The 16,704-nt window shown below is 63.7% G+C and carries 15 protein-coding genes; 4 read left to right on the top strand and 11 right to left on the bottom strand.

What is annotated here, in order from left to right; translation table 11 throughout:
- Positions 1–369: 369 nt before the first annotated feature.
- Positions 370–2,709, bottom strand: a complete 2,340-nt coding sequence (locus P0D84_RS02310; protein ID WP_408332098.1) for an NADP-dependent malic enzyme — start codon at positions 2,707–2,709, stop codon at positions 370–372.
- Positions 2,710–2,943: 234 nt separating this feature from the next.
- Here P0D84_RS02310 and thiL point away from each other — a divergent pair, with 234 nt between their 5' ends.
- The 4 genes from thiL (at position 2,944) to P0D84_RS02290 (ending at position 5,661) form a co-directional block, all read left to right on the top strand.
- Entirely contained in the window at positions 2,944–3,942 is a 999-nt protein-coding gene (thiL, locus tag P0D84_RS02305) for a thiamine-phosphate kinase (RefSeq protein ID WP_408339618.1), read from the top strand.
- Positions 3,932–4,504 (top strand): phosphatidylglycerophosphatase A family protein, encoded by a 573-nt coding sequence (locus P0D84_RS02300; RefSeq protein WP_408332096.1) that lies wholly within the window; start codon positions 3,932–3,934, stop codon positions 4,502–4,504. Before thiL ends, P0D84_RS02300 begins: the two co-directional genes overlap by 11 nt.
- 103 nt (positions 4,505–4,607) lie before the next feature.
- Positions 4,608–5,108 carry a CinA family protein gene (locus tag P0D84_RS02295; RefSeq protein ID WP_168795226.1) on the top strand — a complete coding sequence of 167 codons (501 nt, stop codon included), beginning with the start codon at positions 4,608–4,610 and terminating at the stop codon, positions 5,106–5,108.
- A 31-nt stretch (positions 5,109–5,139) separates the two neighbouring features.
- A complete protein-coding gene (locus P0D84_RS02290; RefSeq protein ID WP_408332094.1) occupies positions 5,140–5,661 on the top strand; it encodes a cupin domain-containing protein in 522 nt (173 codons plus the stop codon).
- Between the two features lie 214 nt (positions 5,662–5,875).
- Here the strand turns inward: P0D84_RS02290 and pyrF are convergent, their stop codons facing one another.
- The 10 genes from pyrF to P0D84_RS02240 form a co-directional block, all read right to left on the bottom strand.
- Complete coding sequence (pyrF, locus tag P0D84_RS02285; RefSeq protein ID WP_408332092.1) at positions 5,876–6,691, bottom strand: orotidine-5'-phosphate decarboxylase; 816 nt, start codon at positions 6,689–6,691, stop codon at positions 5,876–5,878.
- A 216-nt stretch (positions 6,692–6,907) separates the two neighbouring features.
- Entirely contained in the window at positions 6,908–7,960 is a 1,053-nt protein-coding gene (locus tag P0D84_RS02280; protein WP_408332090.1) for an aldose 1-epimerase, read from the bottom strand.
- A gap of 211 nt (positions 7,961–8,171) precedes the next feature.
- On the bottom strand, positions 8,172–9,122 hold the full coding sequence (locus tag P0D84_RS02275) for an SMP-30/gluconolactonase/LRE family protein (RefSeq protein WP_408332088.1): 951 nt from the start codon (positions 9,120–9,122) through the stop codon (positions 8,172–8,174).
- A complete protein-coding gene (locus P0D84_RS02270) occupies positions 9,119–9,919 on the bottom strand; it encodes an SDR family NAD(P)-dependent oxidoreductase (protein WP_408332086.1) in 801 nt (266 codons plus the stop codon). The genes P0D84_RS02275 and P0D84_RS02270 overlap by 4 nt, the downstream gene beginning before the upstream one ends.
- Before the next feature lie 40 nt (positions 9,920–9,959).
- Entirely contained in the window at positions 9,960–10,976 is a 1,017-nt protein-coding gene (gene araH, locus P0D84_RS02265) for an L-arabinose ABC transporter permease AraH (protein WP_408332084.1), read from the bottom strand.
- Positions 10,977–11,030: 54 nt separating this feature from the next.
- Positions 11,031–12,572 carry an L-arabinose ABC transporter ATP-binding protein AraG gene (gene araG / locus P0D84_RS02260; protein ID WP_408332082.1) on the bottom strand — a complete coding sequence of 514 codons (1,542 nt, stop codon included), beginning with the start codon at positions 12,570–12,572 and terminating at the stop codon, positions 11,031–11,033.
- A 280-nt stretch (positions 12,573–12,852) separates the two neighbouring features.
- The gene (locus tag P0D84_RS02255; protein WP_408332080.1) at positions 12,853–13,851 is read right to left on the bottom strand and encodes an arabinose ABC transporter substrate-binding protein; all 999 of its coding nucleotides are present in this window, start codon (positions 13,849–13,851) and stop codon (positions 12,853–12,855) included.
- 228 nt (positions 13,852–14,079) lie between these two features.
- A complete protein-coding gene (locus tag P0D84_RS02250) occupies positions 14,080–14,856 on the bottom strand; it encodes an SDR family oxidoreductase (RefSeq protein WP_408332078.1) in 777 nt (258 codons plus the stop codon).
- Positions 14,853–15,533, bottom strand: coding sequence for a 2-dehydro-3-deoxy-6-phosphogalactonate aldolase (locus P0D84_RS02245; protein ID WP_408332076.1), 681 nt, complete (start codon positions 15,531–15,533; stop codon positions 14,853–14,855). The genes P0D84_RS02250 and P0D84_RS02245 overlap by 4 nt, the downstream gene beginning before the upstream one ends.
- A 36-nt stretch (positions 15,534–15,569) precedes the next feature.
- Positions 15,570–16,658 carry a 2-dehydro-3-deoxygalactonokinase gene (locus P0D84_RS02240; RefSeq protein WP_408339616.1) on the bottom strand — a complete coding sequence of 363 codons (1,089 nt, stop codon included), beginning with the start codon at positions 16,656–16,658 and terminating at the stop codon, positions 15,570–15,572.
- Between the last annotated feature and the right edge of the window lie 46 nt (positions 16,659–16,704).

Genomic DNA, 16,704 nt, shown 5'->3' with positions numbered 1-16,704 from the left:
GTCGTAAGGGTATCGCTAAAACCCCACAGAATCAACGTTCACCGGACACGCGAAAGCGCCCAATCGCGCGGGAAAGAGCTACGGATCGGGCTTTGACGACTTTTGACAGAATATTTAGCTTGTACGGGCTAAAATTAGCCCGATGAAGCGAATCGTGCGCGCCCAAGCCTGCAGGCTATCCGTTGCGCAGCCATTTCTGAAGTGAATGCCTTGCGATTTCTACAGTCTTTCGGGGGCGGAATGGCCTCATTCAGCCTCTTTTAGGGTGGCAATCCCCTGTTCACCCGCAGGCGTGCCCATTGCGGGCACGCCTTTTTTTGCATGGCGCCTGCCAAAGGCCACGCCACGCTTTTAGTCCCGGATCAGGAATCAGCGGGACGCGATCACATCCGCCACCAGCAGCGCCGTCATGTTGACGATCCGGCGCACCGTGGCCGAAGCCGTCAGCACATGCACCGGCCTGGCCGCGCCCAGCAGCATCGGGCCAATCGCGATGTTGTTGCCCGCAGCGGTCTTCAGCAGGTTGTACGAGATGTTGGCCGCGTCGATGTTCGGCAGCACCAGCAGGTTCGCGTCGCCTTCGAGCGTCGAGTCGGGCAGGATTTCGCGGCGCAGATTCGCGTCCAGCGCCAGGTCGCCGTGCATTTCCCCGTCCACCTGCAGCTCCGGCGCGCGCTCGCGCAGGATCGCCAGCGTGTCGCGCATTTTCTGCGCGCTCGGCGCATTGCTCGAACCGAAGTTCGAATGCGACACCAGCGCGACCTTCGGTTCGATACCGAAGCGGCGCACTTCTTCAGCCGCCATGATCGTGATCTCGGCCAGCTGCTCCGGCGTCGGATCGACGTTCACGTGCGTGTCGACCAGGAAAATCTGCCGGTTCGGCAACACCAGCGCGTTCATCGCCGCATAGACCTTCGCGCCCTGCTTCTTGCCGATCACCTGATCGATGAAGTGCAGGTGGCGATGCGTGGTGGACACCGTGCCGCAGATCATGCCGTCCGCCTCGCCCTTTTCCACCAGCATCGCGCCGATCAGCGTGGTGCGGCGGCGCATTTCGAGCTTCGCCATCTGCGCGGTGATGCCCTTGCGGGACATCATCCTGTGATATTCCTGCCAGAAGTCACGATAGCGCTCGTCGTGATCGGTGTTCACGACCGTGTAGTCCTGACCCGCGACCAGGCGCAGGCCGTAGCGCGCAATGCGCTGCTCGATCACCGCCGGGCGGCCGATCAGGATCGGCTTCGCCAGCTTTTCGTCGACGATGATCTGCATGGCGCGCAGCACGCGCTCTTCCTCGCCTTCAGCGAACACGATGCGCTTCTTCTCCGGCTCGACGCCACGCGCCAGCTGGAAGATCGGCTTCATCGTCGTGCCGCTGTGATAGACGAACTGCTGCAGATGCTGTTCGTAAGCGTCCATGTCCTCGATCGGACGCTCGGCGACACCCGAATCCATCGCGGCCTTCGCCACCGCCGGTGCGACCTTGACGATCAGGCGCGGATCGAACGGCTTCGGAATCAGATACTCCGGACCAAACGACAGATCCTGGATGCCATACGCGGTCGCGACGATATCGCTCTGCTCCTGGCGCGCCAGTTCGGCGATCGCGTTGACCGCCGCGATTTCCATTTCCCGCGTCACCGTCGTCGCGCCCGCATCCAGCGCGCCGCGGAACAGGAACGGGAACACCAGCACGTTGTTGACCTGGTTCGGGTAGTCCGTGCGGCCCGTGCACAGCACGGCGTCCGGACGCACTTCGAGCGCCAGTTCCGGCAGGATTTCCGGTGTCGGATTGGCCAGCGCCAGAATCAGCGGCTTGTCCGCCATCTGTTTGACCATGTCCTGCTTGAGCACGCCGCCAGCCGAGAGGCCCAGGAAAATGTCCGCGCCGCCGATCGCTTCAGCGAGCGTGCGGGCTTCCGTTTCACGTGCGAAGCGCTCCTTGTCCGGGTCCATCAGTTCGACGCGGCCCTTGTAGACCACGCCGGCCAGATCGGTGACGGTGATGTTCTCGAGCGGCAGGCCGATGTCGACCAGCAGATCCAGACAGGCCAGCGCCGCCGCGCCCGCGCCGGACGATACCAGCTTGACCTTCTTGATGTCCTTGCCGACCACCTTCAGACCGTTGGTGATCGCTGCCGCGACGACGATCGCGGTGCCGTGCTGGTCGTCGTGGAAGACCGGAATCTTCATGCGCTTGCGGCATTCACGTTCGACGATGAAGCAGTCCGGCGCCTTGATGTCTTCGAGGTTGATGCCGCCGAAAGTCGGCTCGAGCGCCGCGATCACGTCGACCAGCTTGTGCGGGTCGGACTCGTTCAGCTCGATATCGAACACGTCGATGCCGGCGAACTTCTTGAACAGAACGGCCTTGCCTTCCATGACCGGCTTCGAGGCGAGCGGCCCGATGTTGCCCAGACCCAGCACTGCGGTGCCGTTCGTGACAACGCCGACCAGGTTGCTGCGCGCGGTGAAGCGCGCGGCGTTGAGCGGATTCTCGACGATTTCCTCGCACGCGAACGCAACGCCCGGCGAGTACGCCAGCGCGAGGTCGCGCTGGTTGATCATCTGCTTGGTCGGGGCGATCGCGATCTTTCCGGGGGTCGGGAACTCGTGATAATCGAGGGCGGCTTCGCGGAGTTTGCTATTGACGGGAGTCGACATAAGGCGGGCTTCGAAGTGCGGATTAGAATAGATGTTCGACGGCATTGTAGCCCCAATTGACGGCTCAATCCCTTCAATACGGATACAACTGCCGCGACTGAAACAGCGCGAAAGACAGGATGTGGCGTGCTTCGCCGAGACCACGAAATGAAGCGGAGCCGAGGACCGATCGAGCGTTAATTCCACTCATTTCCATACAATGCGCGCCGTTAGCGGCTTTTTTGTTGCACTTATCCGGTTGCACTTACCGCTTGCACTTATCAATTGCCCATCGCCACCATGCTCTCCGAGTTTTCACTGATCGATCGTTTTTTCGCCCGCCGCGCAGGCGGCGTGGCGTCCCGTGCCGAGGAAGGTGAGCTCGGCATCGGCGACGACTGCGCCCTGCTCGCGCCGCGCCCGGGAGAAATGCTGGCGATATCGACGGACATGCTGGTAGAAGGCCGCCACTTTTTCCCCGCTGTCGATCCGCAGGCGCTCGGTCACAAGGCGCTCGCGGTGAACCTGTCGGACCTGGCCGCGATGGGCGCGCGGCCCCAGGCGTTCACCCTCGCGTTCTCCTTGCCAAAGGCCGACGAGGCATGGCTCGCTGCGTTTAGCGATGGGCTCTTCACGCTGGCCGAGCGCTACGGCTGCGCTCTGATCGGCGGCGATACGACCGGCGGCCCATTGAATCTGTGCATCACCGTGTTCGGCAGCGTGCCGCCGCAAGTTGCCCTGCGCCGCGACGCCGCCCAACCGGGCGATGACATCTGGATCTCCGGCACACTCGGCGATGCACGTGCGGGCCTGGGCGTGCAGCGCGGTGAGTGGTCCGCCGATGCCAGCGACACTGCGACGTTTCGCCGCGCCCTCGAGCGTCCGGAGCCGCGCATCTCCCTCGGCCTTGCGTTGCGAGGCATCGCGCATGCGGCGCTCGATCTCTCGGACGGTCTCGCCGGGGACCTGCTGCACATCCTCGAACGCTCGGACATGCAGGCCACCGTCAATGCCGACGCCGTCCCGCGCTCCACCGCCCTGCGCCGCCTCTCGCCCGAGATCCAGCGACGCTGCACGCTCGCCGGCGGCGACGATTACGAGTTGTGCTTCACCGCGCCGGTTGCCGCGCGCGCGAAGGTCGAAGCAGCCGGCCGCGAAGTGGCGGTACCGGTTACGCGCATCGGTACAATAAGCGGTCTTCAAACGGCGGCCGACCGCCCGGCGATCGGCTGGCGCGACGCCGCCGGCGCGCCGCTCACTCTGACGTTGCAAGGCTTCGATCACTTCCATGCAGACTGATCCCCCGCTGGTCCCCGCCGACGATCTCATCGGCAACCCGCCGCCCAACGCGTCCGGTCCGCGCGCGCCGCGTCCGCAGCCGCGCCGCGCTACCGCGCGTTTCATGCTGTCGCATCCGCTGCACATTCTGTCGCTGGGTTTTGGCAGCGGCTTGTCGCCGGTCGCGCCGGGCACGATCGGCACGCTGTTCGCATGGGCGTCATTCGCCGTCTTGAGCCGTTACCTGACCGTGGTCGAGTGGGGCGTCCTGATCGTCGCCGGGTTTTTCGGTGGCATTGCGATTTGCGGCTTTACGGCGAAGAAGCTGGGTATCGACGATCCGTCGTCGATCGTCTGGGACGAAATCATCGCCTTCTGGCTGGTACTGCTGATAGTTACGCCGGTCACGCTGAGCGGGCAGTTCTGGGCGTTCATCGTGTTCCGCTTCTTCGACATGGTGAAACCGCCGCCGATCGGCTATTTGGATCGCCGGCTGAAAGGTGGCTTTGGCATCATGTTCGATGACCTGGTCGCCGCGTTTTTCACGCTGCTCGTGATCGCGCTCTGGCGCATGTCGGTTTAACCGCTGCCCGTTGGCTGGTGCCGGTCGGCCACTTTCCGCTGGCCACCGGCCACCGCTCACCGGCCGCCTCCCGCAGCCATTCCCCGTTTTCCGGATTGAAGCCATGCCTACCGATTCCGTGGTTCACCAGCTTGCGATTCGCGTGAGCAACCGCCTGCGCGACGAGCGCCTGATGCTCGTCACTGCCGAATCTTGTACTGGCGGCATGGTGGCGACCGCGATTACCGATATTTCCGGCAGCAGCGGCTGGTTCGAGCGCGGCTTCGTCACGTATTCGAATCAGGCGAAGTCCGAAATGATCGGCGTGCCGGCCGATCTGATCGACAAGCACGGCGCGGTCAGCGAGCAAGTGGCGCGCGCGATGGCCGAGGGCGCGCTGCGCAACAGCCGCGCGCAGGTGTCGCTATCGATTACCGGCGTCGCCGGCCCGGGCGGCGGCACTGAGACCAAGCCGGTCGGCATGGTGTCGTTCGGTTGGAGCAATCGGCTGCATACCTCGGTGGAAACCAAAGTTTTCAAGGGCGACCGCGAGAAGATCCGCGTGCAGGCCGCAGCGCACGCGTTGCGCGGCGTGCTGGCCCTGCTCGACGAGCGCGAACATTAACTTCTGGTTCAACAGCGAGGCGCCGCCCCCGATGCCCAACGTATCTGCTTCGCACACCGCCAAAGACGAGTTGATCCGTCGCTTCGATCTGAAGCCGCATCCGGAAGGTGGATTTTTCAGCGAGACGTACCGGTCCGCTGAGCCTGTGCGGCGCGGCGACGGTTCAATGCAGACGCGCTCGGCGTCCACCGCGATTTATTACCTGCTCTGTGACGGCGCACATTCGGCGTGGCATCGGATCAAGTCCGACGAGGTCTGGCATTTTTATGCCGGCGAGCCGTTGAACGTCCACGTGCTGGACGAAGCCGGTTCGCTGATCACACACAGGTTGGGCAATGCGCTAACGCATTCGGGTGCCGTGTTTCAGGCTGTGGTGCCCGCGGGGCTGTGGTTTGCCGCGGAATGCGCGGACCCGGCGACGTTCGCGCTGGTGGGCTGCACGGTGGCGCCGGGTTTCGAATTCAGCGAGTTCGAGCTGGCGGATGTTGAGGCTTTGAAAGCGCAGCATCCGCGGCATGCGGCGTTGATTGAGCGCCTGGGGCCGGGTACCTGATCGGCATCGACAGAAGGCAGGGGCTCGGGCCGGTCGCTTGATTAGCCTGGACAGATGCAGAGCCTGCGACCAGCGGCAACACGAGCGTCAACAAAACAAAGGCCGGCCCCGCCTGACCTGCCTCGACGGAAGCGAAAGCACGTCGGCCGCTGGACCAGCCCGAACAACAGCGGGAATTGATTCAACGATCGTCCATCACGACGACCACCCTTTATCACCGGAACGCATTAATCCGGTCACGCGTCTCCATCGCGACCTTCGCCGCGGCCTCGGCGAAATCCTCGTCCTTGCCGGCATAGATAATTGCCCGCGACGAGTTGATCAGCATGCCCGTGCCGTTCGCCGTGCGGCCGGCATTGACCGTCGCCTGAACATCGCCGCCTTGCGCGCCGATGCCCGGAATCAGCAGCGGCATATCGCCGACGATCCCACGCACCACTTCGATTTCCTTCGGGAAGGTCGCGCCGACCACGAGCCCGAGTTGACCGCTCGCATTCCACTTGTCCGCCGCCAGCTGCGCGACGACCTGATACAACGGCCGTCCGCCCGTCTCCAGGAACTGCAGATCCGACCCGCCCGGGTTCGAGGTCCGGCACAACACGATCACGCCTTTGCCCGCGTGCTCCAGATACGGCTCGATCGAATCGAAACCCATATACGGATTCACCGTGACCGCCTCCGCCTGATAGCGCTCGAATGCCTCGCGCGCGTACTGCTCGGCGGTGCTGCCGATGTCGCCGCGCTTCGCGTCCAGAATCACCGGCAAGCCAGGATGGTGCGCATGAATGTGCGCGATCAGCTGCTCGAGCTGGTCCTCCGCGCGATGAGCGGCGAAGTACGCGATCTGTGGCTTGAACGACGACGCGTACGGTGCGGTCGCATCGACGATGGTGCGGCAGAAGTCGAAAATCGCTTCGGGACGGTTCGCGAGCGCGCCCGGGAATTTGCTGGGCTCGGGATCGAGGCCGACGCACAGCAGCGAGTTCGTGCGCTGCCAGGCGTCGTTGAGTGTCTGGATGAAATTGGACATGGTGAGTCTCGCGGCGAGCCGATAACGGAAGAGGCGCGTATTTTACCCGTCCTGCGCGGGAGGCCGCGGCCAGGCATCATGCCAACCCGGGCTGGGTTTGCCCCGGATCATGACGGGCGTTCCGTTTCGCAGCCGCGGTTCAATGCCAGCCCAGAGGGTGGCGTCCTGCCTCGGGTCGGAACGCGCGCTCCCGTTCCGCCGCGCCCTGCTCGCCCGCTACTGTTTCCGCCGCGCCCCGCGCGCACCCGGCATTGAACGCAACCCGGTGCGTTCGACAGTGAAGCGGAACGTGCGCGTCAGCCGCTCGCCCCGTCCCAGCATCGTCATGCCGTTCTCGCATGCGCCGCCGGCCAGATTCATCGCGTTGATCGGATGATCGACCGGCTCGAAGCAGAAGAAGTCCTCGCCCGGTGGCGTGTACAGCACGTAGTAGTCGGTGTCGGCGGCAATATTCAGCGACAGGCGGCGCTTGGGCCACACCACCGCCGCCTGCCCGCTCCAACCCGTGAACGCATGATTGACGATGGCTTCCGGCAGTGGATACGCCACGCCAAATTGCCATGCGGGCGGCGTCGGCACGTGACGCACCGGCAGCCAGTCGTCGCCGGAGAGCCACAGGCCGCCGGCCGCCGCCGACAACTCGGTATCCGCGTCACGCACGAAAAATGGATGCACGCCCAGCCCGAAAGGCAGCGCCTCGCGGCCGGCGTTCTCGATTTCCAGCGTGATGACGAGCGTGGCGCCGTCGAGCGTATAGGTTTGCGTCGCGCGAAATGCGTACGGTTTGCCGTGGCGGCGATCGAGCGTCAGACGCACATTTTCGCGATCCGATTGCGCGACCTGCCAGGCGGAGAGCCAACCGTCGCCATGAATCGGCAAGGGCTCGTCGGCGCGATTTTGCGGCACTTCGACACGCCGCCCCGCCACATTGAAATGACCGCCGCCGATCCGGTTCGAATACGGCAGCAGCGGATAGCAAGCGAGCTGGTTCGGCTGGGTATCCGAGCCGACATGGCGGCAGCGCCGGAAAATCGGCGTGAGCGCACCGTCGTTGCGCCAGTCGAAACGGGTGACGCCGCCGCCGAGCGTCGGCGCGACGTCGAGGCGCAAGTGCGCGTTGGCGAGCGTAATACACGCGACATCGCCGCCGCTGGTTTCGCCGACCGCCACCGCCGACGTACTGGGCCCGGGAAGCACCGGATTAGCCGCGGCGTTGAGTCGCGCGCGTCGGGTCTGAGAAGAAGCGGAAACAAGATTCGCAACAGTCATATCTGGCTCCATCGAGAGGCGTGGGACGTTGCCGTCATTGCTGACGGATGCTGTTGGGCGATTTTTTTTTAACCGGTCGCCTCTGGGTCCGAACTGCATGCTGCCGATTTGCTGCCACTGGTTTTGCGACATCAACTGCTGATTCGCCTTCAAAGTCACGGCTAAACCGCCCTCCGTTACCGCCTCGCGACTGAGGCAGCGTCATTCTGCGCTATCTCGGCGAGCCTTGGAACACGGGCTCCGGCAAACCGTGCCGTGCGGGCGTGGCGATGAATACGCCGCCCGCACCAGGATCGCCCGCGAGCGCGGCCGCGTCGAGATCGATGCGCGCGCTCGTGATGTACAGCGTGTTCAGTTCCGCCTGCCCGGAAGGATGTCCGTTTGGGGGACCGCCAAACGCCACGCAACTCGGTTGCGCGGTCGGCACCTCGACGCGCTCGGTTTCCACACCGTCGGGGCCATACCGCACCACGCGCCTGCCGCCCCATTGCGCGTTCCATAGGCCGCCATCGTGATCGACGGTCGAGCCGTCGGGCTCGCCGCTCGCGTCGGTCAATGTCGTGAACACGCGGTCGTTGGCGATGCCGCCGTCCGCGCGATAGTCGCACGTGCGGATTTCACGGGTCGGTGAGTCGCAGTAATACAACGTCGCGCCATCGGGACTGAACGCGATGCTGTTCGAGATCGCCGGCGCGGGCAACGGCAACCGCTCCAGCGACAAATCATGGTTCAGACGATAAAACCCGCCGACCGCTTGCAGCGGCAAACCTTCGTCTTTCGTACCGAACACGAAACGACCCTGACGATCGCAGCGGCCGTCGTTCACGCGCGTGTTCATGCCAGCTTCGACGTCGACGATACGCTGCGTCTCGCCCGTTACCAGATTGAAGAACGCCAGATGCGTCGCCAGGCCGAGCAGCAAGTACGTTGGATCGGCACACAGCGCGAACGTGGCGAGTCGCTCGGGCATGGGCCATGAGGTGCTGCCGTCGCTCGGGTCATAGCGCCATAGGCGCGCGCCTTCGATGTCGGTCCAGTAGAAGCGGCCGGTTTTCGCGCACCACGTCGCGCCTTCGCCGAGCGTGCATTTTGTGTCGAGCAGGAGTGCCGCGCAGGGTGGCGGCGACCCCGCAGGCAATCGCACGTAGGTGTCCGCACTCACGCCCAGCCTCCGTCGACGATGAGGTCCTGCGCGGTGATCATCCTGCTATCGTCCGCGGCGAGGAACAGCGCCATGCGCGCGAGGTCGGCCGGTTGCAGTTCAGCGTCGATGCACTGGCCTTCTTTGATCGAGCGGCGGCCTGCGTCGTCGAGCCACAAACGCTTCTGCTTTTCCGTCATCACCCAGCCCGGCACCAGCGTGTTGACGCGGATGTTGAAGTGACCGAGGTCGCGGGCGAGACCACGCGTCAAACCCTGCACGGCCGATTTCGACATCACGTACACCGGATAGCCGCCGTTCTTCAGCATCCAGCTAATCGAGCCGAGGTTGATGATCGAGCCGGCGTTGGCCGCTTTCATGTCTTCGATCACGGCCTGCGCCGCGAAGAACTGATGACGGATATTCACCGCGATACCCGCATCGAAAGACTCGCGCGTGACTTCAGCGATCGTGTGACGCTTATCGTTGGCTGCGTTGTTCACGAGCACCTGTATCGGCCCGAGCGCGGTTTTGACATCAGCGATCGCTTTTTGCAGCGCGTCGACGTCAGTCAGGTCGCAGGGCACGAACAGCGGCTTGTGTTTCGAATCGCCGAGTTCATCGGCGAGCGCTTCACCCGCAGTCGCGTCGATATCGAAGAACGCGACGCGCGCACCCTGCGCCGCGAAATGCTCGACGAACGATGCGCCGATACCGGTCGCGCCGCCCGTAATCAACACCGTGCGGTCGACGAGACTCGGATAGCGGGCAAACGCGTTGTCCGCGAGACGGTCGTTTGCATTGGCCGGAGACGACATCGTTCGATTCCTCCTGGAGCAAGGTAAGTGGATCGCGGTTTTAATCGCGCGAGCCGCGGTTCTTCAACTGGTCGAGCAGCACGGCGGCGAGCAGGATCGCGCCGCGCACGAGGTACTGATAGAACGCGTCGATGTTCATCAGGTTCATCACGTTCTCGACCGTACCCATGATCAGCACGCCGATCACGACACCGGAGATCGTCGCGCGACCGCCGAGCAGCGACACGCCGCCCAACACGCACGCCGAAATCACGTTCAGCTCGAAACCTTCCGCCGCATTCGGCTGGCCGGAGGTAATGCGCGAAGCCAGAATCACACCAGCTAGCGCGGTCACCGCGCCTTGAATCAGGAAAATAAAGACGCGCGTGCGTTCGACATTGATACCGGCGAGACGCGAAGCTTCCGGATTACCGCCGATCGCCAGCGTATTACGGCCGTACACGGTTTGATTGAGCATCACGCCAAACACGATGAAGCACAGCAGCGTGACCCAGATCGGCAGCGATACGCCGAAGAAACTCAAGCCGCCCAGCGCGATGAACGTATCCGACGACACACCCACGGCCTGCCCGTGCGACACGATAAAGCCGAGACCGCGAACGATTTCCATCGTGGCCAGCGTCGTGATCAGCGCGTTGATGCGCAGATAGGCGATCACCGCGCCATTGACGAAGCCGATCACGGCGCCTGCCGCCACCGCGGCGATGATCGCGATGAAGGTATTGCCCGTGGCGTTCAACACCATCGCGCACAGCACACCGGCGAACGCGACCGTCGAACCCACCGACAAGTCGAAATCGCGCGAGGCCAGACAGAACATCATCGTGCACGCGACCATGCCGATCTGCGAGATCGACAACGCGAGACCGAGCATGTTCTCGATCGAGAAGAAGTGGTCGACCGTCAGCGACATCGTGACGAACATCACGATGAAGATCAGGATCAGGCTGTACTCGGTGATCTGCTGCCACCATTTCGCCTTGTCGTTTGACTGCGGTATCAGCGCTTCGGCCGCGCCTTTGGCGGCTTGTTGCGCGAGGTTTTCTCTGGCTTGCATTTTGAAGACTCCTCCCGTTCCCCACGGGTTGCCGGACTTTCGTCCAAATAAGGTTCAGGCCGCTTGCTCGGTGGCGGCGGTTGCGGTTCCGGGCAGCGCGGTCGAGCTTTGCGGCAACGCGAGGCTCAACACCGTTTGTTCCGTTGCATCCTTGCGTGCCAGCTCACCGGAAATCCGGCCCTGACGCATCACGATGATCCGGTCGGACACGCCGAGCACTTCCGGCAATTCCGACGAAATCATGACGATCGCGCAGCCGCGTTCGGCAAGCTGATAAATCACGTTATAGATCTCATGCTTCGCGCCGACGTCGATCCCGCGCGTCGGCTCGTCGAGAATCACGACCTTCAGATCGGGCTCGGCCAGCCAGCGCGACAGAATCGTCTTCTGCTGGTTGCCGCCCGACAGAAAACGAATCTTCTGCCGGCGGCTCGGCGTCTTGATCTTCAGCAGCTTGATAAAACGGTCGGCGGTTTCCGCTTCCTTCTTGCGGTCGAGGAACATTCCCGCGCGCAGATAGTGACGGCGGCAGCTGATATTGATGTTCTCCGACACCGTCGCCATGGCGACAATGCCTTCTTCCTTGCGGTCTTCCGGGCACAGCACGATGCCGTGCCTGATCGCTTCGCCCGCACTGCGCACCTTGATCGGCTTGCCGTCGAGGACGATTTCGCCGCCCTTCTTGTGATCGGCGCCGTACACGAGGTGCATCAGTTCGCTGCGGCCTGCGCCCACCAGACCGAAAAAACCGACGATCTCGCCGCGCCGCACTTCGAAGCTGGCCGGCTGCGCGAGCGCATGGCCTTCGATCGCTTTCGCCGCGAAGCGCACGTCGCCCAACGGACGTGCTGAATAGTTATAGATGTCGGAGATCTCGCGCCCAACCATTTCGCTCACGATGGTGTCGCGCGACACACCTTCGAGTGTCGGATGGGAGGCAATCTTGCGGCCGTCGCGGAAGATCGTGCAGGCGTCGCAAAGCTCGTAGATCTCATCCATGCGGTGCGAGATGTAGATCATCGCGCGGTTGTCGGCACGCAGATCGCGCACCAGCTTGAACAGCACTTCGGTCTCGCGATGCGACAGCGAGCTGGTCGGTTCATCGAGTGCGATCACGCGCGCATTACGCAGCAGCGCCTTGCAGATTTCGACCATCTGGCGTTGCGCGATCGAGAGCTTACGCAGCTTTGCGTTCGGATCGAGCCCCACGCCCATCGCTTCGAGGCGTTCACGCACGAAGCGTTTCGCTTCGCGCTTGTTGACCCAGCCGAGCGAGTTCGGCAACTGACCCAGCAGCAGGTTTTCCGCGACCGTCAGATCGGGCACGTATTGCAGTTCCTGGTGAATCACCGCGATGCCCGCCGCGATCGAGGAAGCCGCGCTCGTAAAGCGCACCTCATTCCCGTCGATCATCACGCGGCCCGAATCGGGCTGGTATTCACCGCCGAGAATCTTCAGCAGGGTGGATTTCCCGGCGCCGTTTTCGCCCATCAGGCCGTGCACCTGGCCGACGTTGACGTCGAAGGACACACCGTCGAGTGCGCGCACGCCTGGAAAGACTTTGCCGATATTGTCAAAACGTAGCGTCGCTGACACTTCGCCTCCTTTGTCGACCAGAGTTAGCGCTTCAGCGCTTACTCTGGTCCCATGCAGTTTTGCTGCGGTCGACCAGCGTTAGCGCTTTAGCACCTACTCTGGTCCCATGCAACATAGTTGCTGCTTCATGTGAGCCGTGCTTCTTTAAGCGCCGCGTGGGCGCCAAGCACGGTCTGTCTCAACTGCTCATCTTTTATTGCTGCGGCCGGTGCGCCCAATCCCTGGAGAATGACGCACCGGCACAGTTCACTTCATGTCACCGCGTGCCGAATCAACCCGCTTAGTTCGCCGCGAGGCCCATCTTCTGACGCACGTCGGCCACGTTGTCACGCGTGGCCAGCATGCCGGTCGTCAGCGTCAGCATCGGCGGTTCCTTGCCTTGCGTGATCCAGTCGTACATCAGCGTAGAGGTTTCTTCGCCGTGGCGCTTCGGGCTGATGATCACCGTGCCGTAAAAGCCGGTCGGCGACGGCTTCTTGAACTCGTTCAATGCCGAATCCGAACCGCCGATGCCGATACCGATCATGTTGTCCGCCTTGAAGCCGCGGCCTTCCGCTGCGCGGACCGCGCCGAGCACAGCTTCGTCGTTCAGACCGTAAGCGACCCAGTGCTTGAAGTTCGGGTTCTTGGTCAGCGCGATGTTGGCGGCGTTGAACGCGTTTTCCGTGTCCGTCTTCGCTTGCGGCGCGGCGATGATGTTCGCCTTCGGGAAGCCGGCGGCGATCAGTGCGTCGGTCGCGCCGCTGGTGCGGTCATGCGCGGTCGGCAGTTGTTCGTAAGTCACGTCGATTGCGCCGACATCCTTCATGTCCCAGCCGCGCTTCTTGATTTCCGCGACCAGGCCGTCGCCCACCTGCTTGCCGATGTTGTACGCAGAAATGCCCATATGCGGCACCGATGCGATCGGCTTGCCCGCGCCGTCGACGAGGCGGTCGTCCACCGTCATCATCTTCAGGCCGTCGGCCTTCGCTTTGGCGACGATGCCCGGTCCGAGCTTGACGTCAGGCGTGCAGATCACAAAACCTTGCGCTTTCTGAGCCGACAGATTGTCGATAGCGCTCATCACCTTCTCGCCCGACGGCGCGCCGATTTTCACCAGCGTGAAGCCCTTCTCCTTGGCGGCAATTTCCGCGAACTTCCATTCGTCCTGGAACCACGGTTCCTCCGGCTGCTTCACGAGGAAGCCGATCTTGACCGGATCCGCGGCTTGCGCGACCGGTGCGTTGAAGAGCACACCCGCCGCCGCTGCTGCCAGCGTGAGGAAAATTCTTCGTTTCATGATGCGTGTCTCCTGACTAATTGATAACGAGAAGGTATCGGCCGCGTCTTCTTGTACCGGTTGTGACACACGCGGCCAGCGCGTCGTCCGGTGAAACCTTGGCTTGCTGTTGCTGCCGTTTGTTCTTGTTGCCCGTTCTTTGCCCCGTTCTTGTTGCCCGTTCCTGCTGCTCGTTCCTGTTGCTGTAACTGCCGGTCCCGCATCCTGTTGCGCGCCGCTGCGCCATGTTCAGTCGTGATAAACCGCCGAGCGGCCGCCATCCACGGTGATGCAACTCGCGTTGATGAACGGCGCTTCATCCGAGGCGAGAAACACCGCCGTCATCGCCACTTCTTCCGGGCGGCCGATACGTTTCATCGGTTGCAGATCGAGCGTCGCCTGTTTCGCGGCCACGGGATCGGCTTGTTCGTTCCACCAGTCGTGCGTCAGTTGCGTTTCGATGTACCCCGGCGCGATCGCATTGACCCGCACGTTGCGCGGCGCGTATTCGATGCCGAGCGCACGCGTCAAGCCGATCACGCCATGCTTGGCGACCGGGTACGGAAAACACCCCGGAATGATCTTGAACGCATGCGTCGACGCGATATTCACGATGCTGCCCGCGCCACGTTCGACCATGCCCGGCAGCACCGCGCGGCATCCATTCCAGACGCCGTCGAGATCAACCGCGAAGCAACGGCGCCAGTCGTCGTCGGTCATTGTCAGCGGGTCGCAGAACACGTTGATGCCGGCGTTGTTGACCAGCACGTCGAGCGCACCGAACGCGCGTTCGCCCTCGCCGACTGCCTGCTGAACCGATGCCGACTGCGTCACATCCGTATGCACCGCCAACACGCGGGCGCCGGTTTGCGCCTTGATCTGCTCCGCCGTGTGCCGCGCCGTTTCGATATCGAGTTCGGCCAGGACGACCGCCGCGCCCTCGCGCGCGAACGCCAGCGCGATCGCCGCACCGATGCCGCGCCCGGCGCCGGTGATCAAGGCGACTTTGTCGGCGAGCCGCTTCATTTCTTCGCGCCTGCCCGGGCGATGCGCAACCCGTTGATGAACGCCTTCGCGTGCGAGCCGGTCACCGCCACGCTCTGACCCGGCTTGTACAGCGCCGAACCGAGGCCGAAACCATTCGCGCCGGCGCTCAGGAACGGACCCATGTTGTCCGGCGTGATCCCACCGACCGGCACCAGCGGCACTTGCGCCGCGATCACCGCGCGCCACGCCTTCACGACCTGGCAGCCGAGTTGTTCGGCGGGGAACATTTTCAGTACGTCCGCGCCGTTTTTCAGCGCGATGAAGGCTTCATTCGGCGTCGCCACGCCCGGCGCGCAGGCCATCCCTTGTGCTTTCGCGGCGCCGACGACGTCCGGATCGCTATGCGGCATCACGATCAGCTCGCCGCCCGCGGACTTCACGTCGTTGACGAAACTGGGATGCAGCACCGTGCCCGCACCGACGATCGCATCCGCCGGCAACGCCTTGCGGATCGCCGCGATGCTGTCGAACGGCTGCGGCGAATTCAACGGCACTTCGATGATGCGAAAGCCAGCTTCGTACAGGGCCTGACCGTGCTCGGCGGCATCAGCGGGCGTCACGCCGCGCATGATCGCGATTAGCGGACACACGTCGAACGCCGCGATCAAACCCGCGTGCGGCATGTACGGGGCGGGCAGATTGATGTGAGGTTGCATGTCGGTTCCTTGTTTCGTGAGCGGCGGCGCGGCCGGTCAGCCGGCGCGCGCCGCTTGAGGCGCCGGATTAACGAGCCCTGCCTGAGTGGCGACGCGCCATAGGCCGCGCTCGGTGGCGTGCTTCACCAGGTCCGCGTGAGTGCAGCCGAATTGCGCGAGTGCCACGCGATAGCGTTCGCACAGCGCTTCATTGCCGATCAGGCGCAAGTGCTGCCCAGCGAGCGAGGTTTGCTGTTGCATGAGCGCGGCTTCGAGACCCGCCAGTTCGTGCCCGATCAGCAGGCCCGACAGATAGTCAGGCTGCTGTTCGCGCGAAAGTTGTCCGGTCAGGCCGAGCGTGCGGGAGCTGAATACGGTGGCCAGCAAGCCCGACTGTCCCTTGTCACGGGCGATGTTCACGCCGTGCAGGAATGCATCGGTGTCCGGACGATCCGGCGTAACCATCGTGCGGCCGAGGATGGTGTGCTCGCGCAATGCCGCGAACACCTCGCCGGTCATGAAGGTATGAAAACGTTCGATGCGGCCTGCCTGCACGACGGCCCATTTCGCGTGGGTGCCAGGCAGGCCGATCAGCGAGCGCTTGCTGCTGTCCATGGCGCCCGTGTCCTGACCGAGTGCGCCGAAGATCTGGGTTTCCTCGCCGCGCATCACGTTCGGCAATTCGCCGCGCTGCAGGACGCCCGGCACGATGTGCAGCGTCGCGCCGCTAGCGGCTTTTACGCGGACGATTCCGGCCACCAGCGCATCGGCACTCGCCGGCGCGTCGACATACGGTGCTTCGACCCAGCCTTGCGCGCTGCCGACCATGCCTGCCGCGATCACCGGCACGGCGGGCGCCTGGTCGAGCCAGGCGCCGCACGCGTCGTCGAAGGCGGCGTCGAAGCCGCCTTGCTCGGCGCTGCGCGGCAAATTCATGATGCCGGCCGTCGACGCGCGCGTCGCCACCACCTCGCCGGCCGTGTCGTACAGATACGCGCGCAGCGACGTCGTGCCCCAGTCGAGCGCGATAAGCGCTGCGTGCTGGAGGTCGGCGGTGGCGCTTCCGTTGGCGGTGGGGCTTCCGTTGGAGGCGGCGCTTCCGTTGGCGGCCGCGCTACCGTTGGCGATGGCACTTCCGTTGGCGATGGCGCTTCCGTTGGTGGCGGCGCTTCCGATGGCGGCTGCGCTTCCG

The sequence above is a fragment of the Paraburkholderia sp. RL17-337-BIB-A genome (genome assembly GCF_046025895.1).
Taxonomy (GTDB): domain Bacteria; phylum Pseudomonadota; class Gammaproteobacteria; order Burkholderiales; family Burkholderiaceae; genus Paraburkholderia; species Paraburkholderia fungorum_C.
Note: the sequence above shows the minus strand (reverse complement) of the source record. Positions and strands in the feature narration are given on the sequence as shown.

Coding starts and splice junctions, on each gene's coding strand:
- P0D84_RS02310 (WP_408332098.1), bottom strand. CDS start 2,709: ATGCCGTCGAACATCTATTCTAATCCGCACTTCGAAGCCCGCCTTATG.
- thiL (WP_408339618.1), top strand. CDS start 2,944: ATGCTCTCCGAGTTTTCACTGATCGATCGTTTTTTCGCCCGCCGCGCA.
- P0D84_RS02300 (WP_408332096.1), top strand. CDS start 3,932: ATGCAGACTGATCCCCCGCTGGTCCCCGCCGACGATCTCATCGGCAAC.
- P0D84_RS02295 (WP_168795226.1), top strand. CDS start 4,608: ATGCCTACCGATTCCGTGGTTCACCAGCTTGCGATTCGCGTGAGCAAC.
- P0D84_RS02290 (WP_408332094.1), top strand. CDS start 5,140: ATGCCCAACGTATCTGCTTCGCACACCGCCAAAGACGAGTTGATCCGT.
- pyrF (WP_408332092.1), bottom strand. CDS start 6,691: ATGTCCAATTTCATCCAGACACTCAACGACGCCTGGCAGCGCACGAAC.
- P0D84_RS02280 (WP_408332090.1), bottom strand. CDS start 7,960: ATGACTGTTGCGAATCTTGTTTCCGCTTCTTCTCAGACCCGACGCGCG.
- P0D84_RS02270 (WP_408332086.1), bottom strand. CDS start 9,919: ATGTCGTCTCCGGCCAATGCAAACGACCGTCTCGCGGACAACGCGTTT.
- araH (WP_408332084.1), bottom strand. CDS start 10,976: ATGCAAGCCAGAGAAAACCTCGCGCAACAAGCCGCCAAAGGCGCGGCC.
- P0D84_RS02255 (WP_408332080.1), bottom strand. CDS start 13,851: ATGAAACGAAGAATTTTCCTCACGCTGGCAGCAGCGGCGGCGGGTGTG.
- P0D84_RS02250 (WP_408332078.1), bottom strand. CDS start 14,856: ATGAAGCGGCTCGCCGACAAAGTCGCCTTGATCACCGGCGCCGGGCGC.
- P0D84_RS02245 (WP_408332076.1), bottom strand. CDS start 15,533: ATGCAACCTCACATCAATCTGCCCGCCCCGTACATGCCGCACGCGGGT.